We start from the raw sequence: 24,969 nt of genomic DNA on the forward strand, positions 1-24,969 counted from the left end.
GTTTTTTTTAAACCCTTCATATATAATGACAATTTTTGATACACTTTTTTTTAATGTTTTTGAGCATTATAAACCTTCAAAAAAGAAAAAAGCAAATACTATAGCTCTATATTACATTACTACATTACAATGTGGTTTACTATTGTTATCAGGTATTTTTGTTACGGCTTTTTTGAATGAAATGAACTCTATTAGTTTTTCTTCGGAAAGTGCTTGGGTGCTATTTGTTCTATTATGCATTGTAATTATGTTTAGAAATTGGATGCAATATAGTGGGAAGAAACGTACAGTATTAAAAGCTAAACTTAACAGTAAAAAAACAAAAGAGCATTACAACATTAATTTATTATGGTTTTTACTAATTGTTAGTGTCGTTTTACCTCTCATAATGCTCAGCGTAATTTAGTACATCTTTTAAGTTTAAGAGTAACGATATGTTTATAGTGCTTAAATTATGAGCAAACTTTATAGTTTTACAGTATGTAAATGGAATTAACGTAAGCACTAGTATTTCCATTTTCCGAAGTAAAAACCATGCGATCAAGGTTATGTGAAACGTTTAATATTGAAATAAAAAAAAGCCTCAAGTCACACGATTTGAGGCTTTTTAAATATATATAGCACATTTTATAAATAATATTGCTTTTTAACGTTATATCTATAGATAGTTTAAACTTTTGTCTAATTGTATAGTCTAATGTAGTATGAATACAACGCATTTTCTTCATTTATATGCTAGAGTTGGTTTTGGAGCAAAGCAAGATCAAATTTTAAATGCTGCTAATTTAAGTAGGACTCAAGTTGTTGATTATCTGTTTGATGAATCAAAATCAATAAAACCCTTAAAAGTTGATGTTTCCGAATTTAAAAACATAAAGCTTAAAGATTTAGATAGAAAAACGGCTCAAAAACTACGGGAAAAAAGTAGGCAAAAAATAAAAACATATAATAGTAAATGGTTTGAGCGTTTAACATCGCCTCAAGAGTTGCTTCGTGAGAAAATGACCTTGTTTTGGGCTAACCATTTTGTGTGTAGAGATGATAATATTTTATTTGTTCAGCAGTATAATAATACTTTAAGAGCAAATGCTTTGGGCAACTTTGGAGCGTTTGTTAAAGCAGTTTCTAAAGAAGCAGCCATGATAAAGTATCTCAATAATAAGCAAAATAGAAAATTGCGACCCAATGAGAATTTTGCACGCGAGCTCATGGAATTATTTATGTTAGGCGTTGGTAATTATACCGAAACCGATATCAAAGAAAGTGCACGTGCTTTTACCGGTTACAACAATGATTTCAACGGAAATTTTAAACTACGAAAATTTCAACATGATGAAGGTACTAAGACTTTTTTAGGGCAAACAGGTAACTTTAATGGTGATGATATTATAAATATTTTACTCAAGCAAAAACAATGTGCTCGCTTTATTTGTACAAAAATTTATAAGTATTTTGTTAATGATACTGTAAATAATGAACGTATTGAAGATTTGACAAAGCGTTTTTATAAAGACTACGATATAGAACGGTTGATGAGATATATTTTTAAGTCAAATTGGTTTTATTTTGATGAAAACATAGGTGCAAAAATAAAATCTCCAATAGAATTACTCGTCGGGATTCACCATATAGTACCAATGACTTTTAAAAAGCAGCAAGATCTTTTTACGTTGCAATTATTACTTGGGCAAACGTTATTGAATCCTCCAAATGTTGCAGGTTGGAAAGGTGGTAAAAACTGGATTGATAGTAACACGATTATGTTACGGTTAAAATTACCATCTATAATATTAGGCAATGCTCAAATTTCGGTTAAACCAAAAGGCGAATTTGAAGATACCTACGAAGAGTTTTATGCTAAAGGCAACCGAAAAAAATTAATTGATGTATCGGCCAATTGGGAGGCTTTTGAAAAACAATTTAAAAACGCAACAATTAAAGATTTAGAAACGCAACTAATTATCACACAATTAAGTGATGGCACACAAACCTATTTAGAAACACTCAGTCAATCATCAAAACGAGAGTATTGCATCCAGTTGATGTCTTTACCAGAATATCAAATGTGTTAATTATGAACAGAAGACACTTTTTAAAGCAATCTACACTAGCTAGCAGTTTGGTTTTTGTGCCTAGTTTTGTGAAGGCATTTGAGAATATCTCACCTGTAAACTTGGGTTATAAGCGGTTAGTAATGATCCAGCTTTCGGGAGGAAATGATGGGTTAAATACGATCATTCCATTTAATAATGATGCCTATTATAATAGTCGACCTAACATCGCAATTTCTAAAAACGATGTACTTAAAGCAACACATGATTTAGGATTTCATGCTAATTTACTGCCGCTTAAAAAACTCTATGACGATGGTCAACTAACGGTTATCAATAATGTTGGGTACCCAAATCCAAACCGTTCGCATTTTAGAGCTACAGATATTTGGCAAACTGCCAGTGACTCCAATCAATATTTACAAGAAGGTTGGATTGGACGTTTTTTAGATCTCTACGGAAATGAGCCTTACAACGCTATTGAAACAGATGATAGCCTATCTTTAGCTTTAAAAGGAAAGCGCATTAACGGTATTGCAACAAAAAATCCTGAAATTTTATTTAGAACCTCTCAAGATCCTTACTTCAAAAATGTACTTAAACATTATCAGGACGAGCATTTAAGTGAGCATAATTTAGGCTATTTGTATAAAACCATGATTGCTGCAGAGTCATCTGCTAAGCATATTTTTGAAAAACATAACACAGTAAATAGTAATCAAGAATATCCTAGTAATGAGTTTTCTAATCAATTAAAAACAACCGCTAAATTGATAAATTCGGGTTTAGAGACTAGAGTGTTTTATTCATCACTTGGCGGTTTTGATACACATGCAGGACAACTAAATAGGCAAGGTCGCTTACTTAAAATATATGCCGAAGGTGTAAGCGCTTTTGTAAATGATTTAAAATCGCAAGGCACTTTTAATGATACCCTAATCGTGACATTCTCTGAGTTTGGTAGGCGAGTAAAACAAAATGCAGCTAATGGTACAGACCATGGCTCTGCCAGTAATGTATTTATAATTGGTAATCAATTAAAAAAACAAGGATTTTATAATGATTTAGCAAGTTTGTCAGATTTAGACGATAATGGAGATTTAAAATATACGGTAGACTTTAGATCAATATATGCTACTATTTTATCTCAATGGTTAGCTGTTGATGATGAGCAAATACTAAACAAATCGTTTACTAAATTGAACTTTATTTAAATGATATTCAAAAAAAAACCTTACTTCATACACAACGTGGTGATAGAAATAAGGTAATTTGTAATTGATTAATAGCGAGACGAATTTCGTAAAAATATCCTCTACTTTTTAAAAAAAACTATAAGTGGTAAAAAAAACTGTATGAATGGTAGATTTAACTCTGAAACTGAGTTGTTTAAGCCTAAAACTATAAAAATTGTTTGCTATAACTAATTTTAAAAAGTGCTGATTTGACGCTGCTTATCGTGGCTTTAAAAAAACAAAAACCTTATTTCGTTATCGATAAATCGATGTAGAAATAAGGTTGTATGTAATTGATTAATAGCAAGACGAATGTCGTAAAAATTACAATAGTCATCGCATAATTACTACAAATAGCATAAAAAAAGGTATGAACGGTAATTATTGTAAATTCTTTCGCTTAACTGTACTTTATTTTTCTTAAAATTCGAGATGCTTCTTGGTATGATTTGTAAATCTGATTGTTATGAGATTTTAAATAAGGCTTGGCTTCATTTAATTTATCTATGGCATCATGAAATAAATTGAGATAGCATATTAAATATGTAGCAGGTAAATTTTTCAAATCTATAATTTCATTGTTGTTAAGAGTTAACCCTTTTTTTAGTTTTTCTAGTATCGCATTGTTTGTATTGTAAATATGATGTAAAATCTTTTTATCAAATTGAGGTGGTATAAATAATAATTTGGTTTCAATATTATAATGTGCATTATCTTCAAAATGAATAATCGTTTCTTCTAATTGGTAATACTTATTTTGGTTTTGAAGTCCTAGATTAACATATTCTATAATTTTAAAAGTATCCTCATTATACGATATAGAAACTTCATCAAATGTAGAGAAGAATAAGCGTACCTGCTCATTCACTAATTCGATATCTACTCTAGAAAAATAGACTTCGTTTTTTACAGTTTTCTTTTGTCCAGACCAGCATAATACAAAATACTCTTTAAACACTTTATATTGCGGATTGTAATCTTTTCGCATATTCATAAAGTCAAAGACACCATCAAGCGTGTGTTCTATGTTGTTTTGTGAATGAGATTCTATAGCCTCAACAATTTTAGAATTGACATCAGTAATTGTAATATCAAAAACCTTGGGCATACTTATACTTCCATCTCTTAAAAAAACAGAGCCTCCATAATATTTCCAGATATTTTTTCTTAAAGAAGTTAACTTATTAATAGGTCTAATGGTTACTAGACCTACCACTTTATCATCTGGTAAATGCGGAAAAGGAATATTCTCATACTGTACAATTGGAGGATTGTTTAAATAGGCATTGATGAGGTTTTGAATTTTACTATCATCAAAAAAGTTAACTCCAATGATTGTATTGTCTTTATCTTCAACTCCTATAACAATATAAGAGTTGTTTTTAGGGTTGCTGTTAGACAGCGCACACACATGTTTTAAAAACTTTGCTTTTCCTTCTTTATGAGAAATATCGACCTTTCGTTTTTTATCATAAAAACTATTCTCATCATTATGAGCTAGTAGGTTTTTGATAAGTAATCGTTTATTAATCATGTGTATGTTTCGTGAAAACGGGAATCTCATGTTCCATTCTCGCGAAAGCGAAAATTTATTTAATTTAACCGTTTAGTTTCTCCTATAATAACTCCAAAATTTCCATCTAATTGCTCCCAATTTTTCTTCGGAAGGTAAGTTCTAGAAACATATCCATCTAAATATAAGGCATTTTGGCAACCTTGACTTTTAAAAAACTCTGCAAAATCATAAAGTGTGATGATATCTTTTGACATTGCAAATAGTAATGTGCCATTTGGTAAAATGCCTACACCGTTTCTTATATGTACATTTTTAGAGCCTTTTACAAAAACCGGATGAATTTCACCATCAATTACAAGCATTGGTCCAGATTGCGTTGCATAAGTGATATTTGAATTAGGCTTATAATCTGTGGTTTTGCAAACCATCCCATAATTATCGTTAGTTATATAAAATATACCGTTGGGTTGTAAATAAAAGTTGCCATACGCTTCTATTGTGGTGTCAATTTCTTTTTTTGTAATTCCATTTTCAATAAATAGGCCTTGAGGAGAACCGTCTTTAAGATACATGCCGCCATTCATGGCAAATACAAGTTCTTGATCTTTGTCTAAAAGTTGATGTCTTAGTGTTTTAAAATTTCCGTAGGTATTACCATCCTTATCTTGATGATAAAACTTTAATTGTTGGGTTTTTAAATTTACAGTATGAAGCACAAAACGTTCATCTTCAATTTTTTGAGCAGATGAGGTGCAAGACATCATCAATAGGTAAAGATAAAACGCATAAGCATAGCATCGTTTTATATTATAAAGTGTTGATTTCATTTTGAATATTTTGACGAGCCTGAGATTCAAATTTATCATGATTCTTTATTTACAATTGTAGAGCTGGCTTGTGCAGTACAAAACATCAGTACATCTGCAATATTCACATGAGCAGGTCTCGAAATGGCAAACTGAATCATTTCGGCAATATCCTCTGGCTGTAAGGCTTTGTAGCCTTTATAAACATTGTTGGCAATTGCATCACCTTTGAATCTTACTTGTGAAAATTCGGTTTCTACAAGACCAGGATTGATTGCAGTTACTTTTATTCCGAAGGGATTTAAATCAATTCTCATACCTTCTGTAATGGCAACTACGGCATGTTTGCTTCCGCAGTACACGTTTCCTTTTGGGTAAACTTCTTTTCCTGCAGAAGAACCAATATTAATAATATGACCACTTTTTCTTGCTGTCATTTGTGGGATAATGGCTTTACTCACATATAGTAATCCCTTTACATTGATATCCATCATGGCATCCCAATCGTCTAAATTACCAGTTTGAATAGGATCTAATCCATGTGCATTTCCAGCGTTATTAATTAAAATATCAATATTTTGGTACTTTTCAGGAAGGTATTTTATGGCTTCAAAGGTTGCTTTTCTATCTCTAACATCAAAATTGAGCGTGTGTACATTGGTTTGTTTGCTCAATGCATTTTTAATTGTGTCTAATCGTTCTTGACGTCTTCCACAAAGAATTAAATTAATGCCATGTTTTGCAAATTCGTGAGCTGTTGCTCTACCAATTCCACTTGTTGCTCCTGTTATTAACGCTGTTTTTTTCATAGTTATTTTATGTCTTCGGAAATTGGAAATGTTTAGTTCTTTATTAATTTAAGCCACCTCGTAGCCTTGATTAGCTTCTAGTATTTTAAACCAATCTTGTAATTCTAGATTTATGTCAACTGCTTTTGCAGCATCAGCAATGCGTTGTTTTGTTGTGGTGCCAATCACTGGATGAATTTGTGAGGGATGTTTTAAAATCCAAGCTAAAAGTAATTGGTCTTTGGTAGCATTATATTTATCTAGTAAATCACCCAATTGGTTATGAACACGTCTTGTTTGCTCAGTATCTTCTCTAAATATATTGCCTAAGGGAGACCAAGCCATTGGTGTAATGTTATGAGTCATCATATAATCTAAAGCGCCATTATGCATTGCTGTTTGTTGTGATAGAGACAACTCAATTTGATTGACTGTCACAGGAACAGACGATGCTATCAAATCTACCTGAGACGATGAAAAGTTAGACACACCAAAATGTCGTATTAGTCCTCTTTTTTTTAAGTTTGAAATAGCCTCTGCAATCTCGTCTGGCTGCATTAACGGACTAGGTCTATGCAGTAAAAATAAATCTAAATAATCAGTTTTTAAGTGTTTTAGGGAGTCTTCAGCAGATTTAATAATATAGTTGGTATCATAATTATAATGTTTTACAGTAGTATTTCTGTCTTCATTTATCAATTGAATACCACATTTACTAATGAGTTGTATGGTATTTCTTGAAATGCCACTTTGTGCTAAAGCGTTTCCAAAATTAGCTTCGGTACTATAATTACCATAAATATCGGCATGGTCAAATGAGGTTACTTGTTGTTCTATGCAATGCTGCATTAGGGTTATAATTTGGTTGGTATTGAGGTTTTTACCCCAAATTCCCCAAGTCATCGTACCTGCAATTAATCGAGAATATCTCACTTTTTTTTCAGTTTATAATGGTTTTTTTGCAATTCATGTATAAAAATAGTCAAATCTAGAAGAATTGAATATCATTGATGCATATTAATTAATTGACCCATATCATGAATATCAAACGTACTTTTAAAATCCTCGTAATTGGCTTATTAACTTTGTTTTTAATAACGAGTTGTTCTAACGAATTAGAAACAGAAACGTTTGAAAATAGTAGTTTAATCACTGTAAAATTACAAGGAACTCCAAGTGTTTATAGCAAAGCAAATTTAGAAGTCTTAGATGTACAACTTCGTGTGTTAGAAGATGAGTCAGACCCAAATGCTTGGGTAAGTTTAAATACAGTAAATACAGGAATTCATGATTTAACAAAAATCACAGATAATACTGTGGTTACTTTAGTTGATTTTGAAGAAATACCAACAGAATTTATTTATAACATCAAATTAGTTTTTGGAGACCGTAATTCTGTGGTAGGTAATGGTCAAGAATATGTTTTAGATATAGCTCCAGAGTATGACAACGCATCAGTAAACATTGTTGGAAAACAATTAATATCTAATAAGGTCTATGATTTTGTATTAGTATTTGATACTGATAATTCTATTGAGATGTCTTCTGGGAGTAATGCTAATTTAAATCCAAAAATGTCTACAGAAATGAGACTATTTAATCTATATTAGACTTAGATTTTTTATAGTAATGATCTCAAAATAAAAGTTAAAGGCAACACATATCGTGTTGCCTTTAACTTTTAACCAAATGTTAACAGCAACTCATCAAAAATTTTAACAATTTGCACTACTAATTAGAAACGATTTAATCTGAGCGTTAAAAACATATAGATAATGGAAGAAACAGGTACAATTGACATTAAAAGCATTAATGAGAAAATAGAAAAAGAAAGTGCTTTTGTTGATTTATTAATGATGGAAATGAACAAAGTCATCGTTGGTCAAAAGCACATGGTAGAACGATTGCTTATTGGTCTTCTTGGTCGAGGACATATTTTATTAGAAGGTGTTCCTGGGTTAGCAAAAACCTTAGCTATTAATACATTATCTCAGGCTGTAGATGGAAGTTTTAGTAGAATTCAGTTTACTCCAGATTTATTACCTGCCGATGTTGTTGGTACCTTAATCTATAATATGAAGATTAATGATTTCTCTATTAAAAAAGGACCAATCTTCGCAAACTTTGTATTGGCTGATGAGATTAACAGAGCTCCAGCTAAAGTGCAGTCGGCTTTATTAGAAGCCATGCAAGAAAAACAGGTTACTATTGGTGATGAAACCTACACTTTAGATAAGCCATTTTTAGTAATGGCAACTCAAAACCCAGTAGAACAAGAAGGAACTTATCCTTTACCAGAAGCACAGATTGACCGTTTTATGTTAAAAACGGTTATTGATTATCCAAAACAAGCTGAAGAGCAACTTATTATGAGAGCAAATCTCAAAGGGTCTTGGGAGAAAGTAAGTCCTGTAGTATCTGTAGCTCAAATATTAAGAGCACAAGAGGTTGTGAGAGAGGTGTATATGGATGAGAAAATTGAAAAATATATTCTTGATATTATTTTTGCAACACGTTATCCAGACCAATATAGGTTAGCAGATTTAAAACCATTAATCTCTTTTGGAGCATCACCTCGTGGAAGTATCAACTTAGCAACAGCTGCTAAATGTTACGCCTTTATTAAGCGTCGTGGTTATGTGATTCCTGAGGATGTTCGTGCCGTAGTTCATGATGTGTTACGTCATAGAATTGGAATTACTTACGAAGCTGAAGCTGAGAATGTAACCTCTGAAGATATTATTAATAAGATTGTAAACGAAATCGAAGTACCATAAATGAGTAGGCGATGTTTAGTGGTTAGTATGTAGTGTTTACCCAAATGTGAAACTAATTACTATTACTAAATAGAATCTATAAACTGCTTACCCAAGAATGCAAACTGCACATTACAAATGGATACTAAAGAGCTCTTAAAAAAAGTACGAAAAATTGAGATTAAGACACGACGGTTGTCTGATCATATATTTGGAGGCGAATATCATTCGACGTTCAAAGGTCGTGGTATGACTTTTTCTGAAGTAAGACAGTACCAGTTTGGTGATGATGTTCGTAACATAGATTGGAATGTTACTGCACGTTACAACGAACCTTACATTAAAGTTTTTGAAGAGGAGCGCGAGTTAACAATGATGCTCATGGTTGATATTTCGGGATCTGAGCTGTTTGGTACAGATGAACAGTTTAAAAATGAAATTGTAACCGAAATTGCTGCAACATTAGCATTTTCGGCAACGCAAAACAATGATAAAATTGGGTTGATTCTATTTTCAGATGCTATAGAATTATATATTCCGCCAAAAAAAGGAAGATCTCATGTACTTCGTATTATTAGAGAACTTATTGAATTTAAGCCAAAAAGTAAACTCACAGACATTTCCGAAGCATTAAAATTTTTATCCAATGTGATGAAAAAGAAAGCCATTGTTTTTATGCTAAGTGATTTTATAACAGATGATGATTATAAACAGAATTTGAAAATTGCAGCTGGTCGTCATGATATTACAGGAATTCGTGTGTACGATAAAGGTGAAGAAGAAATTCCAAATCTAGGGATGGTTCAAATGCAAGATGAAGAGTCTGGTGAATTGGTACTAGTGAATACAGCATCTAAACAGGTGAGAACAAATTATAGTAAATATTACACCGAAAAAGTTGGATTTTTTAAAGAGACCTTTACAAAATCAGGTTCTGGTACTATTGATTGCCGCGTTGATGAGAGTTATGTAAAAAAGCTGCTAGGTTATTTTAAAAGACGATGATTTTAGTGTGGAGTTTAGTAAAAAGTAAAATGTTGGAAGTGCAACTAAAATTAAATATGAAGGTTAAAACAAATGTAGTGTATCTTAAAAGTGGTGGTATTGGAAGCTTTGGTTTTCGGTTTTCAGTGCTTTTGCCTATGTTATTTTGCCTGTGTTCACTATTTTCTTATAGTCAAGTGACGTCATCAATAGATACCACAAAAATTAGAATTGGCGAGCAAATTACTTTTAAAGTAAATGTTGAGGCAGATACTACCGATTTAGTGATGTTTCCAGAGGGTCAAACGTTTGCACCTTTAGAGATGATTGAGTCGTACAAGGTTGATACGACTAAAACTAGCAGCAAATTTCAGTTTATAAAAAAATATGCACTTACACAGTTTGATTCTGGTTCGTATACAATACCGAAGCAAAAAATAATTATAGGTGATCAAACCTTTTTTACAGATTCATTGCGAGTTGAGGTGCAAACGATTCCTGTAGATACCACAAAACAGAAACTTTTTGATATCAAACCCATGATTCAGGTTGATAAAGCTACGAGTAAATGGTGGTTGTATACTTTGATTGGATTTTTGGCTTTAGCAGTAATTGGATTTGTATTGTATTGGTTGATTTGGCGTAAAAAGCCACTTTCCGAAGAAGAAAAAATAGCACAATTGCCGCCTTATGATAGAGCTAAATTAGCTTTAAAAAAATTAGATGAGAGTGATTACCTTCAGAAATCCGAATTAAAAGATTATTACTCTGAGTTGACGTTCATTATTAGAAAATACCTTGATGAAAAAGTCTATGATCGTGCATTAGAAAGTACAACCGATGAATTGGTAGATCGTCTCAACATACTTAAAGACGGCAACCAAATTGAGTTGAGTAATGATGATATTAAAAATATTGAAACAATACTGAAACGTGCCGATTTGGTGAAATTCGCAAAATCAGCACCAAACATCGAGCTGGCTAAACTAGACAGAAACACGATTGATGTAGAAATTGATCAAGTTAAAGAGGCATTACCAGAACCAACCGAAGAAGAGAAACTCCTTAACGAGCAATATAGAGATGAGCTAGAACGAAAACAAAAACGTCGTAAAATTTGGCTTACCGTTGCTGCAAGTCTATTAATTGTGATTGCAACATTTGTAGGCTTTGGCGTAAAATACGGTTTTAAATATGTAGTTGACACTATTATAGGTGAAGAAAATAAAGAATTATTAGAAGGTAAATGGGTACGTAGTGATTATGGTGTGCCACCAATTATGATCTCTACACCTGTAGTATTAGAGCGTGTTACCATGAAAGAAGTTGATAGTGCGCAACAAGTTAAAATGACCATGTTTTCTTATGGAGATTTAGATTCAGATATGAATATTCTGGTAAGTACTTCCAAATATAATAACCTTGGTACTAATGCAGAAGGTGAGCCTAATACCATTGATTTAAACCTTGCTATAGAAGGTAATCTAAAGGTTTATGAAAACAATGGTGCAAAAAATCTCATTGTAAAACGAGAGCAGTTTATCACACCAAACGCTGCAGAAGGTTTAAAAGCATTTGGAACAGCACAATTTCCAACAGGTGAAGAAGGAGAGTATAGAGAAGGTGAATACGCGATTCTTGCTTTTACTTCGGAAAACGTCTTGCAACAAATTGTTTTAGTTTGGAACAACCAAAATGATTACACAAACCAAACTATTGATCGAATTATAGATTCTGTAGAACTTAAAAAATTAGAAGAGGAAGAATAATGTTTGAAGGGATAGAATTTTTAAATAAAGAGTTTTTCTGGTTGTTTTTATTACTGCCATTAGCAGTTGTATGGTATTTTTTTAAACGACAACAACAAACGGCAGAGCTCAAAATGTCAAGTATAAAAGGCTTTAAAGTTGGGAATTCTTGGTTGCCAAAATTACGACCATTATTGTTTGTATTACGATTACTAGCCTTGTCATTTTTGATCGTTGCATTAGCACGACCACGAACGTCAGACGAGACTACAAAAACAAAAACTACCAAAGGTATTGATATCGTCATGGCTATAGATGTATCTGCAAGTATGTTGGCAAAAGATCTCTTGCCAAATCGTTTAGAGTCCTTAAAAAACGTAGCTGGAGAATTCATAAAAGGTAGGCCAAATGATCGCATTGGCTTGGTAGAATATGCAGGAGAAAGCTATACCAAAACACCAATTACGAGTGATAAAAGCATTGTATTGCGTTCGCTTAGAGATATAAAATACAATACAGTTATAGAAGGTGGTACTGCTATTGGGATGGGTTTAGCAACGTCTGTCAATCGTTTAAAAGATAGTAAAGCTATTAGTAAAATTATTATTTTGTTGACTGATGGTGTAAACAATTCTGGGTTTATAGATCCTAAAATTGCAAGTGAACTCGCTGTAGAGTACGGTATCAAAGTATATACGATTGGTCTAGGAACAAACGGGATGGCATTATCACCTTATTCTATTTTACCTAACGGAAGTTTTCAATACCGAAGAGTGAAAGTAGAGATTGATGAAGAGCTCCTTAAAGAAATAGCAGATGTTACAGGCGGTACTTATTTTAGAGCAACCGATAACAAGAAATTAAAAGAAATTTATGACGAAATAAATAAACTCGAAAAAACCGAAATTGAAGAAATTAAATACACAACGTATGATGAAAAATATCGTCCGTTAATTTTAATTGCTTTAGGCTTTCTGTTGTTAGAAGTATTGCTGAGGTTTACCGTGTTTAGAAGTTTTGTGTAATTGTAATTTAGATTAGAAAAAAATGTTTGATTTTCAATTAGAAGAAAAAGTTTGGTTTTGGATATTACTGGCAATTCCAGTAGTTGTCCTGCTATTTGCTATACTTCAATTTTGGAAACATAGAACGCAAAAACGTTTTGCCAACGCTAAATTATTAAAACGATTGAGTCCTAACCAGTCGTTGTTTAAATCTATTTTAAAAATTGTTGTCTTGTGTTTAGCTGTTGCCTGTTTTGCAATTGCATTAGTCAACCCAAAAATTGGAACAAAGCTAGAAACTGTAAAACGTCAAGGTGTTGATATTGTATTTGCAGTTGATGTCTCTAAAAGTATGTTGGCCGAAGACATCGCGCCAAATAGATTAGAAAAGTCTAAGCAATTAGTAACACAAATCATCAATAATTTAGCTAGTGATCGTGTTGGGATTATTGCTTATGCAGGCAAGGCATTTCCGCAATTACCAATTACTACAGACTATGCATCTGCAAAAATGTTTCTCAATAACATGAATACTGATATGCTCTCCTCTCAAGGGACTGCCATTAGTGAAGCCATTGAATTAGCAAAAACGTATTTTGATGATGAGGAGCAAACCAATCGTGTGTTGATTATCATTTCAGATGGTGAAGATCATACAGAAGTAGCAAGCAATATTGCAGAAGAAGCTAGTGACGAAGGGATTAGAATTTTTACCATTGGTGTTGGCGATGTAAAAGGTGGTCGAATCCCAATTAAGCGAAATGGTATTTTACTCAACTACAAAAAAGACAATCAAGGCGAAACCGTTATCACAAAACTCAACGAGGAAACGTTAAAAGATATCGCAGATGAAGCCAATGGTGCATACATCAATGGAAACAACACTGCAGACGTTATTAAAGAGATAAAAGACATCCTCAATAAGATGGATAAAACCGAATTTGAAGCCAAAGAATTTGCAGATTATAAAGACCAGTTTCAATGGTTTTTAGGCTTTGGTATCTTCTTTTTATTCTTAGATATTTTCTTCTTAGAACGAAAAACAGGTTGGTTGAAAAGATTGAATTTGTTTAATGAGAATTTTTAGGGTTGCTTCGGAAATTTTATAAACACAAAACCTCTTTCCAAACTAGAAAAGAGGTTTTTTTTAATGATTAGACTCTGTATATATCACTTTCCATCCTTCATCTTTTTTTCTTAAAAAATAAATCTTTTTATCCAAAGAATTATTAGAATTGATTGTTCTAAAGATAATTGCTTTATTTTTGTCGAGATTATAAACAGGCTTTGAAATTGTAATTTGATTTTCCATCCTTTTAGTAGATAATCTAAACTTACTCATGTCAATTTTCCAAAATATTGAATCAAGTTTATAGTTAAAACTATCTTTTAAAAACCTTTCAACTTTTAAATCAATTCCTTTGCCTCTTATTAAATAATTATTGTTTTTAACTTGTCTAGGCGATTTAATTATAGTGTCAAATTTGTAAAATAAACTATCATCAATCTTTAGTTTAGAGCCATCTTTATTAGCATGTTTAAATGTTCGCTCTTTAGTATTTCGATTCTTAAAAAAACTAATAGCATCTTTATTGTTAGATTGATTACTCATAGTAATTAAGTCGTTAGTATCATAATCACTTAATATTAATTCCGCTAAATGTATGTCGTCATTCTTAATTTCATTACATGAAGAAAAACAAAAAATAATTAATATCAGCAATAGTTTAGCAATCGTCTCCTTTAGCATCTGTTGTATTATCTTGTTCGTTAATAAATTTATCTCTTAATTGTTCAGGTGTACTTTCACCAGTATTAATTAGTTGCATAGCAGAAGGAGTTTCATAAAAAGAGCCTTTTGTTATTTCCTTACAATATTGTTCAGTAACGTTATCCATTCCTTTATGCTTTGCATATTTATAAAGAGAATACGACATTGTTCCAATTAAAATTACCATTGATTCATGCATTGATTTTTCTAATACTAATGCATTAGCTTCTGTTCTATCAGCAAGGAAAGTGGTAAACTTATTATTTAAGTCAGTGAAACTCGGGTATTCTGTTAATAATGTCCCATTGAGATGCGCATACATCAATTTTGCATGTACCATTTCATGAATCGCTGTTAAGGCAATAGATAATTTAGTAGGATTATTATTTAAGTAAGAATCATTGAATGATACTATTATGCTGTAAATGCCAGAATTAATATTTGTATTAGTATCAAAATCAGTAGATGCACTTGCGCCTACAGGAAGATTACTAGTATTTCTAAATGCTAAAGTAACATTATCATCTGAGTTAAATGTATTTCGAATAATATTTATAAGACTAGCATTTACAGGATCACCAGTTCCAATTATATCATCTCTTACTAAAAGTTTGGTACACTCATGAGTTAAAAGATCTACACTAAAATTATCGACATCAGCTTCATTGTATGTTTCGAGATCTTCAAGTACATTTTCCTTAGCCTCATCACTACAAGCATTATTATTCAAATAATTTCTCATAAGAGTTATAAATAGTTTAAGTTAATATTTGATGATTTGCTATTAATCAAAATCAACTTTCAAGCGAGGGAGAATTATTTCTAAATATAGAATATATACTACAAATATGTATTAAAGCGTTTGTTAAAATTTGGCTTAAAAACGGTTTTGAGTTACGGTTTTTACGTAGTCTGCAACTATAACAAGGGTTGAACAAGCCAAATTATTTTGTAAATTAACCATATTTTTGCCAACACCAACCCATATAATATTTTATAAATTCTTTAACTATATCAATTCCACTAGTTTTATATCTTGCTAAGCGTTTTACTCATGTTTAATTGACAGTATAGTAAACTATAAAGCTTATGAAAATTTATATAACTTACATATGTATTCTAATCTCTAGCTTATCTTTTGCACAAGATAAAGACAAAGAAAAGGAGAGGCAATTAGCTTTAGAAACTGCTAAAAACTATGTCTATGAAGGCAATGAGCTCATTGATGCAGATAATTATATCAATGCAGAGATGGAGTATAGAAAAGCGATTTCTCAAGCGCCATCTGTAGTTGCAGGATCCTACAACTTAGGAAACACCTATTACGACAAAGGCAATTATGAAGAAGCCTTATATCGTCATACTGAAGCAGCCAAAAACGCCACCTCCAAAATAGAAAAGCACAAAGCCTATCACAATATTGGTAATGTATTAATGAAAGAAGAGTTATGCCAAGAAGCAGTAGAAGCTTACAAAAGTGCCTTGCGTAACGATCCAACCGATGATGAAACCCGTTACAATCTTGCTATAGCACAAGAATGTGCGGCACAACAAAAGCAAGATCAAGATAAAGAGGAAGAGAAAAACGACGAGGATAAAGAAAACGAAGACAAGAACGAAGACAAAAAGGAAGACGAGAAAAAGGATGATCCTAAAGATGAAGGCGACCAAGATAAAAAAGACGGTGAAGATCAAAAGGATGAAGACGGGAAGCCTAAAGATGAAAAAGATGATGGTAAAGGTGATAAGCAAGAGGATAAAAAAGAAGAAGGCAAGCCTAAGCCACAACCAGGACAATTATCGCCTCAGCAAATTAAAAACTTGTTAGAAGCTATGAATAATCAAGAACAAAAAGTACAGGAGAAAATGAATGCTGAGAAACAAAAAGGTGCTAAGGTTAAAACCGAGAAGGATTGGTAGTCTTTAGAAGAAAGATTAAAGTAAAATCATAACATTTCCGAAGAAAAAATTGAGATGAAACTCATAAAACACATATCAATAATATTAATCATGCTCACAGCGAGTATGACCTTTGCGCAAATTAAATTTGAAGCTAAAGTAAGTAAAACTAAATTAGGTCAAAACGAACGTCTCCGTGTTGATTTTACCATGAACAAGGATGGTGATAATTTTGAAGCTCCAAACTTTAAAAATTTTCAAGTTATTGGAGGGCCAAATACATCGGTTAGTAATTCATGGCTTAATGGTGCGCATTCTTACGCAAAAACCTATAGTTATTTTTTAGCTCCACAAAAGCAAGGACGATTTAAAATTAATAGTGCGAGCATTGAAATTGAAGGAAAAACCTACAAAACAGATGCTGTTACAGTACAAGTAACAAAAGCTGTAAAACGACCTAACGATCCTTATAATGTTGATGGTGTTGCGTCTGAGAATATTCATTTAGTTGCTGAGGTTTCTAATGAGAATCCTTATCTAAATGAAGCTATTACTGTGGTTTATAAGCTTTATGTTTCGCAAAATACAGGTGTGAGTAATTGGAGAGAGGTCGAAAACCCAAGATATAATGATTTTTGGAGTCAGAAGATTGATACCAAAGGGTTGAGAATTCAAAATGGAACCTATAAAGGTGAAGATTATCGTTATGTTGTGCTGAGAAAAACAGTGTTGTATCCGCAAAAATCGGGTAAATTAGAAATAGAACCTTTAAAACTAGATGTTACTGTAGAGGTGCCAACTAATCGTAGAGATATTTTTGGTGGTATGCATATGGCTCAAACCAACCGAACAGTATCTGCAGGAAGTAGAACTATTAATGTAAAGGCATTACCAGAAGAAGGAAAACCAGATGATTTTACAGGCGCAGTTGGCGATTTTAAGTTTAATGTGTTGACATCAAAATCTGAACTTAATGCTTCGGAAAGTTTACGAGCTACAGTACAAGTAACTGGTAAAGGAAACTTAAAGCTCTTTCAATTACCTAAATTAACTTTGCCAAGTTCTCTAGAGGTTTATGAGCCTGAGCATAATGAAGCCGTTAAAACGTATTTAGGTGGTATGCAAGGATCAATTTCAGATAGCTATACTATCGTACCACAATATAAAGGTAAATATCCTATTTCAAGTGTTTCATTCTCTTATTTTGATCTAAAAACCGAAACGTATAAGCGTGTGACTTCTGGTGAGATTATTATTGATGTGATTGAAGGTCCTATAAACACATCGGCAGGTGATGATCATTTAGCAACTTCCAATGGTGATACTACAAGCAAAACATTAACGAGTGACCAATTTGCATTTGTAAAAACAAAGGCGAATTTAAAACCAATTGCTTCAAACGATTTCTTTAAATCTACTGGGTTTTGGACTTCGTTGTTGTCGCCATTATTGTTAATTCCGTTAGCTATTGTTTTTCGTAGAGAAAAAGAAAAACGTAATGCAGATGTCTTCGGAAATAAAATCAGAAAAGCAGATAAGCTAGCGAGAAAATATTTAAGTGAAGCCAAAAAAGCTTTAGGTAATAAAGAAGCATTTTACATTGCACTTGAAAGAGCATTACATAATTATCTGAAAGCGAAATTACAGATTGAAACGAGTGATTTCAGTAAAGATAAAATTGAAAATATTTTAATTGAGAGACAGGTTAATGAGGTCACAGTAAAAGAATTTATTAGCATTTTAGAGCATTGTGAATTGGCACGATATACACCAATTACTACTGTAGAAATGCAACAAGATTACGATAAAGCTGCGTCGACAATTTCAATAATAGATAAAGAGATACAATAGAGATGAAACCTATATTTTACATATTTATATTTCTATTTGGTACAGGATCCTTTGCTCAAAATAACACAGCCTTTGAGCAAGCCAATACCTTGTATAATGAAGGAAACTACACCGAAGCTTTACGTAAATACACAACTATTTTAGATCAAGGCCAACATTCTGCCGAGTTGTATTATAATATAGCAAATGCACATTATAAATTAAACCATGTAGCTCCTAGCATCTATTATTATGAAAAGGCGTTATTGTTGAAACCTAATGATAAGGATATTTTAAATAATATAGCTTATGCTAAAAATATGACCATTGATGCTATTGAAACAGTGCCAGAGGTAGGATTTTCTAGATTGATTAAAAATGCCACTTCTACACTGGTTTTTGATGATTGGGCAAAATTATCTATTGCATTGGTTGTGCTTTTTGTTGTATTATTTTTAATGTATTATTTTTCTCAAAGCACATCAAAAAAACGAATAGCATTCATTACTAGTGTTACCTCGTTAATAGCTGCATGTATCGTGTTAGGATTTGCATTTAATAGTTATGATATACATCAAAAAAATCAAATAGCTATTGTGTTTGCTCAAGAGAGTCAAATAAAGAACGAACCTAATTTGCGTAGTGCTGAAGCCTTCAAACTTCATGAAGGTACCAAGGTTCAAGTCATTGATACTGTTACCAATTGGAAAAAAATTAAGCTTTCAAATGGTAAAACAGGATGGATTATTACAGATGACATAAAAATAGTAACAGATTTTTAAAAATTCTTTAACACTTCTAAAGCCTCGTTGTGTTATATTTGCATTTCAAATTTATTTTAATGCGTAGAAAAGCTATTGCAATTTTATTTTCTTGTTTATTTGTGGCCTTGATTACAGCGCCAGCAATAATCATTGCAGTAGATGATTCTATTGATATTTCAATCTTTTATAGTATTACTGAAGAGGAAGAAAAAGAAACTCTAAAAGTAATGCCTTTAAATGAGCTTAATGAGGAAGACTATGCGGTCACCTCTAATGTTAATGATAACTTGGGTTATTTCTTTAAGAAGTACCTAAAACCGCACTTAAACATTATTTCTCCACCACCCGATTTTATTTAATATTGTATTCGTTCGACATGTATTGTCCCCAAAATTAATATTAAAATAACTATTGGATATCGTACCAATAGTATAAAATCATTATATAAAATGTTTAAAACATTAAAAAACGACTTGCCTGCAAGTGTCGTAGTATTTTTTGTGGCTTTACCTCTATGTTTAGGTATTGCTTTAGCCAGTGGAGCACCTCTTTTTGCTGGATTAATTGCTGGAATTATTGGAGGAATTGTAGTAGGATCTTTAAGTGGATCTAAAATAGGAGTTAGTGGACCTGCCGCAGGTTTAGCAGCAATTGTATTAACAGCAATTGGGACTTTAGGAGGTTATGAAAACTTTTTAGTAGCTGTTGTTTTAGGTGGTGTTATTCAATTAATATTCGGTTTTTTAAAAGCTGGAATTATTGGGTATTATTTTCCGTCATCAGTAATTAAAGGAATGCTAACAGGTATTGGTATTATCATTATTTTAAAACAAATACCTCACTTTTTTGGATATGATGCAGAGCCAGAAGGAGCAGACAGTTTTCTAGAATCTTCTGGAGAAAATACATTTTCTGCTATATGGCATATTTTTGATAACCTTATTATAGGTTCTATGGTTGTTGGGTTTATTGCTCTAGGAATATTGTTACTATGGAGTAATGTATTAGTTAAAAAAGGTAAGTTTTTTGAAATTATACAAGGTCCTTTGGTTGCTGTTGTAGTAGGAATCATTTTTTATGTTGTTACACAGGGTAATGAGACACTTACTATTGCTAATACACATTTAGTTAGTGTTCCTGTTCCAGATAGTTTAGATTCATTTATTGGTCAATTTAGTTTTCCTAATTTTGGTGCTATAACTAATCCAGAGGTTTGGGTTGTTGCTTTTACCATTGCATTAGTGGCAAGTTTAGAAACGTTATTATGTGTTGAAGCTACTGATAAGTTAGATCCAGATAAAAACGTAACTCCTACAAATAGAGAGTTATTAGCTCAAGGTACAGGTAATATCTTATCAGGATTAGTTGGTGGTCTTCCAATTACACAGGTGATTGTAAGAAGTTCGGCTAATATTCAATCTGGGGGAAAAAGTAAATTATCAGCAATTATACATGGATTCTTATTGTTAATTTCTGTAATCTTAATCCCTGCATTACTAAATAAAATACCGTTATCAGTATTAGCCGCAATTTTATTAATCGTAGGTTATAAACTAGCAAAACCAGCTTTATTTTTGAAAATGTATAAACTTGGTTGGAAACAATCTGTTCCATTTTTTGTAACGGTATTTGGAATCGTTTTTACAGATTTACTAGTAGGTATAGGTTTAGGGTTAGCTGTTGGTATCGTGGTAATATTATTAAAGAGTTACCAAAACTCTCACTTTCTTCATATTGAAGATAATAGTAACGGAAAACACAAAATTAAAATGGAACTTGCAGAAGAGGTGACGTTCTTCAATAAAGGTGCTATTTTAAAGGAATTAGACAGTTTGCCAAGAGATACTTATTTAGAATTTGATGTAAGAAAAACAAGATATCTAGATTATGATATTATTGAAATTCTTGAAGATTTTGCTTTTAAAGCTAATGAAAGGAATATTGATATTAAATTAATTTCAAAACGAGGTGTTGTTGAAAATCCTCCAAGTTTTATCGAGTTTTTTCAACTAAGGCCTAAATCTAACATTAGTTTGAGTTAGCATCATATGAACAATAATAAATATAAAGTATTAGTTCTTTCAGATTTTAAGAAAACGACCTATTCAACTTTAAAGAGTGGTGTGAGTTTAGCTAAAATGATAGATGCAGAAATTGAATTATTTCATGTTAAAAAACACATTGATATTGTAGAAAGCGACAATCAATTATCTGCATTGAGAGTCTTAAATGAAGAACATAACAATACTGAAAAGAAAATTAAAACTCTAATAAATTCTGTTTCTAAAGAGTATAATATAACTATTAAAGGTAATTATTCTTTTGGAAACGTTAAAGAAGAGATACGAGATTATCTTAAGGAAAATACTCCAGATATAATTGTTATAGGACAACGTGAGTCTAGCCCTATTCAGCTTATAGGTGATGGTATTACAAGGTTTGTCTTAAAAGAATTTAAAGGAATCATAATGATTTCTGCGAATGAGAATGCGTTAGAGCCAAATAAAAAAATGACGTTAGGTGTTTTAAATGATTCTAATAATATTTATAACAACAAATTATCTAAAGATTTATTAGCATATGCTAATGCTCCTTTGAGATCTTTCAAAGTTATTGATGACCAAAATGAATCCACTCAAATACCTAATGCAGATGAAAAGAAAACAATCGAATATGTCTTTGAACAAACTGCTGATGTCATGACAACAATTTCTTCATATCTTTTAAAACATAATATTAACTTATTATACATAGATAGAGTTGAAAATAATAAGAAAGGCACGAATGACACATCGTTAAAAGAAGTCATAAATAAATTGAATGTTTCACTATTACTTTCCGAAGCATCATAAATAAAATTTTTAATTTAATAAATCAAAGTACATGAAAGCACATACAAAAGACACACAAGCAACAATGACACCTGAAAAGTCATTACAGTTTTTAAAAGAAGGAAATAAAAGATTTCAAGATAACTTAAAAGCTAACCGAAATCTTTTAGAACAAGTAAATGATACGAGTGAAGGACAATTTCCATTTGCAACGATTTTGAGTTGTATCGATTCAAGAGTGTCTGCAGAGTTAGTATTTGATCAAGGATTAGGCGATGTTTTTAGTGTGAGAATAGCTGGTAATTTTGTAAATGAAGACATACTAGGAAGTATGGAATTCGCATGTAAATTGGCAGGAACAAAATTAATTGTCGTTCTAGGTCATACTAGTTGTGGAGCGGTTAAAGGAGCCTGTGATCATGCAGAAATGGGTAATCTTACTAAATTAATTGAAAAAATAAATCCAGCTGTAAATGCCGTAGTTGAACCAAAAGATGAAAGCTTAAGAACGTCTAAAAATTTAGAATTTGTTGATAACGTTTCAAAGAAGAATGTAGAGTTAACTATAGATAGAATTCATGCTGAAAGTCCAATATTAACAGAGATGGAGAAAAATGGTGAGATAAAAATTGTAGGAGCTATGTATGATATCAATACTGGTGCTGTTGAGTTTTATTAATAAAACACACTAAATTGATAAGGACAGGTCAACTTAGTTACAATTAAAAGCATAAGGCAGCACTATTATTTATAGTGTTGCCAATGTTTACTATAAATCAATCTTAACATTCTAAAAATCGTTTGCAGGAAATACAGCAGTATTGAGTTGCGGTTATTTCCTAATAATGCTTATCTAAATTGCCTACAAAGATTGATGTATAAATCACTTTACATCATAATTAGGCTCTTCAAATTACATTATTTATCCTGTTGGTATCACTAAAAGTGTTTCGGGCTTGTAGTGGTGTTTTTTTTGTAACTTCTAGATTCTTATAGGGTTAAAGTTGTCACATATTTTAAAACCTATTATGAGTTTAAAATAATATAATTCCATTTGTAGTTATTTAAAAAATGTAAGTATCTTAGAACAAATACTAAAACAATAATACCAAACTAAGCTATGAAGAACTTATTTTCTAATATTAAAGGAGATGCCTTTGGAGGCATTACCGCTGGGATTGTAGCTTTGCCTCTAGCATTAGCCTTTGGTGTGTCTTCTGGTTTAGGCCCTGAGGCAGGTTTGTATGGCGCTATATTCATTAGTTTTTTTGCAGCATTATTTGGTGGAACAGCTACGCAAATTTCAGGTCCTACAGCACCAATGACGGCTGTGAGTATGGTAATTATTGCAGGTATTGTAGCTGCAAATGACGGTAGTGTTGAAAAAGCGTTACCAGCTATTCTTACTGTGTTTTTATTAGCTGGACTTATGCAAATTGCGCTTGGTTTTTTAGGCTTAGGAAAATATATTAGATATATTCCTTATCCGGTCGTATCAGGTTTTATGACAGCTATTGGAGTTATCATTCTTTTAACACAAATTTTACCATCAATAGGCTATTATCCAAAAGAAGATGAGGCTTTTGTCGAGAAATTTAAACCTCTAGCAGAAGAAGTTATCCTTGAAAATATACTAAAGGAAGAAGCTGGAGAAGGTATTTTAGTGCTTGAGAACTTTAAAGAAACTATAGATCGTGCAAATCTAATTACACCAGATCAAATCTTAAATGAATCTCAAACTTTAGCGGCTAAAGAGGCTTCTGGTACAGTTGGAGCTATAAAAGTACTGCCAAGAGCTCTAAAAAATATTAATTGGTTAGAACTTATATTAGCCTTGGGAACTATCTTCATTATTTATGGGTTTAAACGAATTACAACAGCGGTACCAAGTACATTAGTTGCTTTAATAGTTATGTCTGGCATTGCTTATGGCTTCAATTTAGGGTATAGACCAATTTCACAAATACCAGGTGGCATTCCAATTCCAAGATTAGAAATGTTTACTAGTTTTAGTTTAGGAAGTGTCACACCTTATGTTTTTACAGCGTTGACCTTAGCGCTCTTAGGAGCTATCGATTCGTTATTAACTAGTGTGGTTGCAGACAATATGACTAAAACTAAACATAAGCCTAATCGAGAATTAATAGGTCAAGGTATTGGTAATAGTATCGCATCAATTTTTGGAGGAATTCCAGGTGCAGGTGCAACAATTAGAACAGTTGTGAATATTAATGCAGGAGGAAAAACAAAGTTATCTGGAATGATTGCTGGTATTATGTTATTATTAATAATGCTTGCTTTAAGCGATGTCGCTTCAAAGATTCCGGCTGCAGTTTTAGCAGGAATTTTGATAACCGTAGGAATTGGTGTTATGGATTATAAAGGACTAAAAGCTATTCCTAGTCTTCCTAAAGACATCAAAATTGGACCATTAAAGTTAAGTTCTGAAGTGCTAATAATGCTTGTAGTGTTATTACTATCAACATTTTGGGATTTAATTTATGCAGTAGGAATAGGTTTGGTTATTGCGTCGTTAATGTTTATGAAAAAAATTGGAGATTTAACAGCCGAACGCTCTGATGTAAAATCTTTAAAAGAAGAGGCATGGGCAGATGAAGGAGGCTTTCCTGAAAATTTAAAAGAGGAAGTATTTATAAAGCATGTGAAAGGACCATTATTTTTTGGTTCAACTAGTGATTTTCAAGCCTTAACAGAACAAATCCCTAATACAGCAAAAACAGTGATTCTGAGATTAGGTCGTATGCAATATATGGATCAATCGGGTCTTTATGCGATGGAAGATATGCTTCAAGAGCTTAAAAAAAATAATGTAGAGGTTTTATTCGTAGGGCTTTTAAAACAACCAAGGTATATGATGGAGCGTATTGATATCATCCCAGATTTTATACCAAATAAACATATTTTTAAAGATTTTAAATCTTGTATCAAATGGGTTAAGAATAACGTTAACGATACCATATAAATC

Annotated in this window: 23 protein-coding genes; 17 read left to right on the plus strand and 6 right to left on the minus strand. The window is 32.0% G+C overall.

What is annotated here, in order from left to right; translation table 11 throughout:
• The first annotated feature begins 25 nt into the window (after window positions 1-25).
• From TD29_RS06630 to TD29_RS06640, 3 genes are all read left to right on the plus strand, one after another.
• A complete protein-coding gene (locus TD29_RS06630) occupies window positions 26-406 on the plus strand; it encodes a hypothetical protein (protein WP_040279709.1) in 381 nt (126 codons plus the stop codon).
• Between the two features lie 298 nt (window positions 407-704).
• Complete coding sequence (locus TD29_RS06635; protein ID WP_040279710.1) at window positions 705-2,072, plus strand: DUF1800 domain-containing protein; 1,368 nt, start codon at window positions 705-707, stop codon at window positions 2,070-2,072.
• A 2-nt stretch (window positions 2,073-2,074) separates the two neighbouring features.
• Window positions 2,075-3,265: a DUF1501 domain-containing protein gene (locus TD29_RS06640; RefSeq protein WP_040279711.1), complete on the plus strand. Its 1,191-nt coding sequence runs from the start codon at window positions 2,075-2,077 to the stop codon at window positions 3,263-3,265.
• A gap of 421 nt (window positions 3,266-3,686) precedes the next feature.
• On the opposite strand, the gene TD29_RS06645 is transcribed toward TD29_RS06640, so the two are convergent.
• Genes TD29_RS06645 through TD29_RS06660 form a run of 4 tightly spaced genes read right to left on the minus strand, consistent with a single transcriptional unit; the run spans window position 3,687 to window position 7,329 of the window.
• A complete protein-coding gene (locus TD29_RS06645) occupies window positions 3,687-4,820 on the minus strand; it encodes an ATP-binding protein (protein ID WP_040279712.1) in 1,134 nt (377 codons plus the stop codon).
• A gap of 59 nt (window positions 4,821-4,879) precedes the next feature.
• Window positions 4,880-5,629, minus strand: a complete 750-nt coding sequence (locus TD29_RS06650; RefSeq protein ID WP_084203408.1) for a phosphodiester glycosidase family protein — start codon at window positions 5,627-5,629, stop codon at window positions 4,880-4,882.
• 35 nt (window positions 5,630-5,664) lie between these two features.
• Window positions 5,665-6,417, minus strand: a complete 753-nt coding sequence (locus tag TD29_RS06655; RefSeq protein WP_040279713.1) for an SDR family NAD(P)-dependent oxidoreductase — start codon at window positions 6,415-6,417, stop codon at window positions 5,665-5,667.
• 48 nt (window positions 6,418-6,465) lie between these two features.
• Window positions 6,466-7,329, minus strand: a complete 864-nt coding sequence (locus tag TD29_RS06660; protein ID WP_040279714.1) for an aldo/keto reductase — start codon at window positions 7,327-7,329, stop codon at window positions 6,466-6,468.
• Window positions 7,330-7,433: 104 nt separating this feature from the next.
• Here TD29_RS06660 and TD29_RS06665 point away from each other — a divergent pair, with 104 nt between their 5' ends.
• From TD29_RS06665 to TD29_RS06690, 6 genes are all read left to right on the plus strand, one after another.
• Window positions 7,434-8,006 (plus strand): DUF4382 domain-containing protein, encoded by a 573-nt coding sequence (locus tag TD29_RS06665; protein WP_040279715.1) that lies wholly within the window; start codon window positions 7,434-7,436, stop codon window positions 8,004-8,006.
• Between the two features lie 165 nt (window positions 8,007-8,171).
• On the plus strand, window positions 8,172-9,173 hold the full coding sequence (locus tag TD29_RS06670) for an AAA family ATPase (RefSeq protein WP_040279716.1): 1,002 nt from the start codon (window positions 8,172-8,174) through the stop codon (window positions 9,171-9,173).
• 117 nt (window positions 9,174-9,290) lie between these two features.
• Complete coding sequence (locus tag TD29_RS06675) at window positions 9,291-10,157, plus strand: DUF58 domain-containing protein (RefSeq protein ID WP_040279717.1); 867 nt, start codon at window positions 9,291-9,293, stop codon at window positions 10,155-10,157.
• Window positions 10,158-10,294: 137 nt separating this feature from the next.
• Entirely contained in the window at window positions 10,295-11,905 is a 1,611-nt protein-coding gene (locus TD29_RS06680) for a BatD family protein (RefSeq protein ID WP_394331533.1), read from the plus strand.
• Window positions 11,905-12,909: a vWA domain-containing protein gene (locus tag TD29_RS06685; RefSeq protein WP_040279718.1), complete on the plus strand. Its 1,005-nt coding sequence runs from the start codon at window positions 11,905-11,907 to the stop codon at window positions 12,907-12,909. The genes TD29_RS06680 and TD29_RS06685 overlap by 1 nt, the downstream gene beginning before the upstream one ends.
• A gap of 22 nt (window positions 12,910-12,931) precedes the next feature.
• The gene (locus TD29_RS06690; protein ID WP_040279719.1) at window positions 12,932-13,975 is read left to right on the plus strand and encodes a vWA domain-containing protein; all 1,044 of its coding nucleotides are present in this window, start codon (window positions 12,932-12,934) and stop codon (window positions 13,973-13,975) included.
• 60 nt (window positions 13,976-14,035) lie between these two features.
• Here TD29_RS06690 and TD29_RS06695 read toward each other — a convergent pair whose 3' ends face one another.
• On the minus strand, window positions 14,036-14,500 hold the full coding sequence (locus TD29_RS06695; RefSeq protein WP_040279720.1) for a hypothetical protein: 465 nt from the start codon (window positions 14,498-14,500) through the stop codon (window positions 14,036-14,038).
• A 115-nt stretch (window positions 14,501-14,615) separates the two neighbouring features.
• Entirely contained in the window at window positions 14,616-15,401 is a 786-nt protein-coding gene (locus TD29_RS06700; RefSeq protein WP_040279721.1) for a hypothetical protein, read from the minus strand.
• Between the two features lie 347 nt (window positions 15,402-15,748).
• On the opposite strand from TD29_RS06700, the gene TD29_RS06705 reads away from it, so the two are divergent.
• The 8 genes from TD29_RS06705 (at window position 15,749) to TD29_RS06740 (ending at window position 24,966) form a co-directional block, all read left to right on the plus strand.
• Entirely contained in the window at window positions 15,749-16,579 is an 831-nt protein-coding gene (locus tag TD29_RS06705) for a tetratricopeptide repeat protein (protein WP_040279722.1), read from the plus strand.
• Window positions 16,580-16,633: 54 nt separating this feature from the next.
• Window positions 16,634-18,409 (plus strand): BatD family protein, encoded by a 1,776-nt coding sequence (locus tag TD29_RS06710; RefSeq protein WP_040279723.1) that lies wholly within the window; start codon window positions 16,634-16,636, stop codon window positions 18,407-18,409.
• Window positions 18,410-18,411: 2 nt separating this feature from the next.
• A complete protein-coding gene (locus TD29_RS06715; RefSeq protein ID WP_040279724.1) occupies window positions 18,412-19,170 on the plus strand; it encodes a tetratricopeptide repeat protein in 759 nt (252 codons plus the stop codon).
• Window positions 19,171-19,229: 59 nt separating this feature from the next.
• Entirely contained in the window at window positions 19,230-19,511 is a 282-nt protein-coding gene (locus TD29_RS06720; RefSeq protein WP_052467002.1) for a hypothetical protein, read from the plus strand.
• A 90-nt stretch (window positions 19,512-19,601) separates the two neighbouring features.
• Complete coding sequence (locus TD29_RS06725; RefSeq protein WP_040279726.1) at window positions 19,602-21,194, plus strand: SulP family inorganic anion transporter; 1,593 nt, start codon at window positions 19,602-19,604, stop codon at window positions 21,192-21,194.
• 6 nt (window positions 21,195-21,200) lie between these two features.
• Complete coding sequence (locus TD29_RS06730; RefSeq protein ID WP_040279727.1) at window positions 21,201-22,004, plus strand: universal stress protein; 804 nt, start codon at window positions 21,201-21,203, stop codon at window positions 22,002-22,004.
• Window positions 22,005-22,035: 31 nt separating this feature from the next.
• Window positions 22,036-22,662 (plus strand): carbonic anhydrase family protein, encoded by a 627-nt coding sequence (locus tag TD29_RS06735; protein WP_040279728.1) that lies wholly within the window; start codon window positions 22,036-22,038, stop codon window positions 22,660-22,662.
• A gap of 441 nt (window positions 22,663-23,103) precedes the next feature.
• Window positions 23,104-24,966 (plus strand): SulP family inorganic anion transporter, encoded by a 1,863-nt coding sequence (locus TD29_RS06740; protein WP_040279729.1) that lies wholly within the window; start codon window positions 23,104-23,106, stop codon window positions 24,964-24,966.
• The last annotated feature ends 3 nt before the right edge of the window (window positions 24,967-24,969 follow it).

It is taken from the genome of Psychroserpens damuponensis, assembly GCF_000826655.1.
Taxonomy (GTDB): Bacteria; Bacteroidota; Bacteroidia; order Flavobacteriales; family Flavobacteriaceae; genus Psychroserpens; species Psychroserpens damuponensis.

Coding starts and splice junctions, on each gene's coding strand:
- TD29_RS06665 (WP_040279715.1), top strand. CDS start 7,434: ATGAATATCAAACGTACTTTTAAAATCCTCGTAATTGGCTTATTAACT.
- TD29_RS06700 (WP_040279721.1), bottom strand. CDS start 15,401: ATGAGAAATTATTTGAATAATAATGCTTGTAGTGATGAGGCTAAGGAA.
- TD29_RS06635 (WP_040279710.1), top strand. CDS start 705: ATGAATACAACGCATTTTCTTCATTTATATGCTAGAGTTGGTTTTGGA.
- TD29_RS06725 (WP_040279726.1), top strand. CDS start 19,602: ATGTTTAAAACATTAAAAAACGACTTGCCTGCAAGTGTCGTAGTATTT.
- TD29_RS06675 (WP_040279717.1), top strand. CDS start 9,291: ATGGATACTAAAGAGCTCTTAAAAAAAGTACGAAAAATTGAGATTAAG.
- TD29_RS06735 (WP_040279728.1), top strand. CDS start 22,036: ATGAAAGCACATACAAAAGACACACAAGCAACAATGACACCTGAAAAG.
- TD29_RS06720 (WP_052467002.1), top strand. CDS start 19,230: ATGCGTAGAAAAGCTATTGCAATTTTATTTTCTTGTTTATTTGTGGCC.
- TD29_RS06630 (WP_040279709.1), top strand. CDS start 26: ATGACAATTTTTGATACACTTTTTTTTAATGTTTTTGAGCATTATAAA.
- TD29_RS06730 (WP_040279727.1), top strand. CDS start 21,201: ATGAACAATAATAAATATAAAGTATTAGTTCTTTCAGATTTTAAGAAA.
- TD29_RS06645 (WP_040279712.1), bottom strand. CDS start 4,820: ATGATTAATAAACGATTACTTATCAAAAACCTACTAGCTCATAATGAT.
- TD29_RS06680 (WP_394331533.1), top strand. CDS start 10,295: ATGTTATTTTGCCTGTGTTCACTATTTTCTTATAGTCAAGTGACGTCA.
- TD29_RS06640 (WP_040279711.1), top strand. CDS start 2,075: ATGAACAGAAGACACTTTTTAAAGCAATCTACACTAGCTAGCAGTTTG.
- TD29_RS06695 (WP_040279720.1), bottom strand. CDS start 14,500: ATGAGTAATCAATCTAACAATAAAGATGCTATTAGTTTTTTTAAGAAT.
- TD29_RS06650 (WP_084203408.1), bottom strand. CDS start 5,629: ATGAAATCAACACTTTATAATATAAAACGATGCTATGCTTATGCGTTT.
- TD29_RS06715 (WP_040279724.1), top strand. CDS start 18,412: ATGAAACCTATATTTTACATATTTATATTTCTATTTGGTACAGGATCC.
- TD29_RS06710 (WP_040279723.1), top strand. CDS start 16,634: ATGAAACTCATAAAACACATATCAATAATATTAATCATGCTCACAGCG.
- TD29_RS06690 (WP_040279719.1), top strand. CDS start 12,932: ATGTTTGATTTTCAATTAGAAGAAAAAGTTTGGTTTTGGATATTACTG.
- TD29_RS06740 (WP_040279729.1), top strand. CDS start 23,104: ATGAAGAACTTATTTTCTAATATTAAAGGAGATGCCTTTGGAGGCATT.
- TD29_RS06655 (WP_040279713.1), bottom strand. CDS start 6,417: ATGAAAAAAACAGCGTTAATAACAGGAGCAACAAGTGGAATTGGTAGA.
- TD29_RS06705 (WP_040279722.1), top strand. CDS start 15,749: ATGAAAATTTATATAACTTACATATGTATTCTAATCTCTAGCTTATCT.
- TD29_RS06685 (WP_040279718.1), top strand. CDS start 11,905: ATGTTTGAAGGGATAGAATTTTTAAATAAAGAGTTTTTCTGGTTGTTT.
- TD29_RS06670 (WP_040279716.1), top strand. CDS start 8,172: ATGGAAGAAACAGGTACAATTGACATTAAAAGCATTAATGAGAAAATA.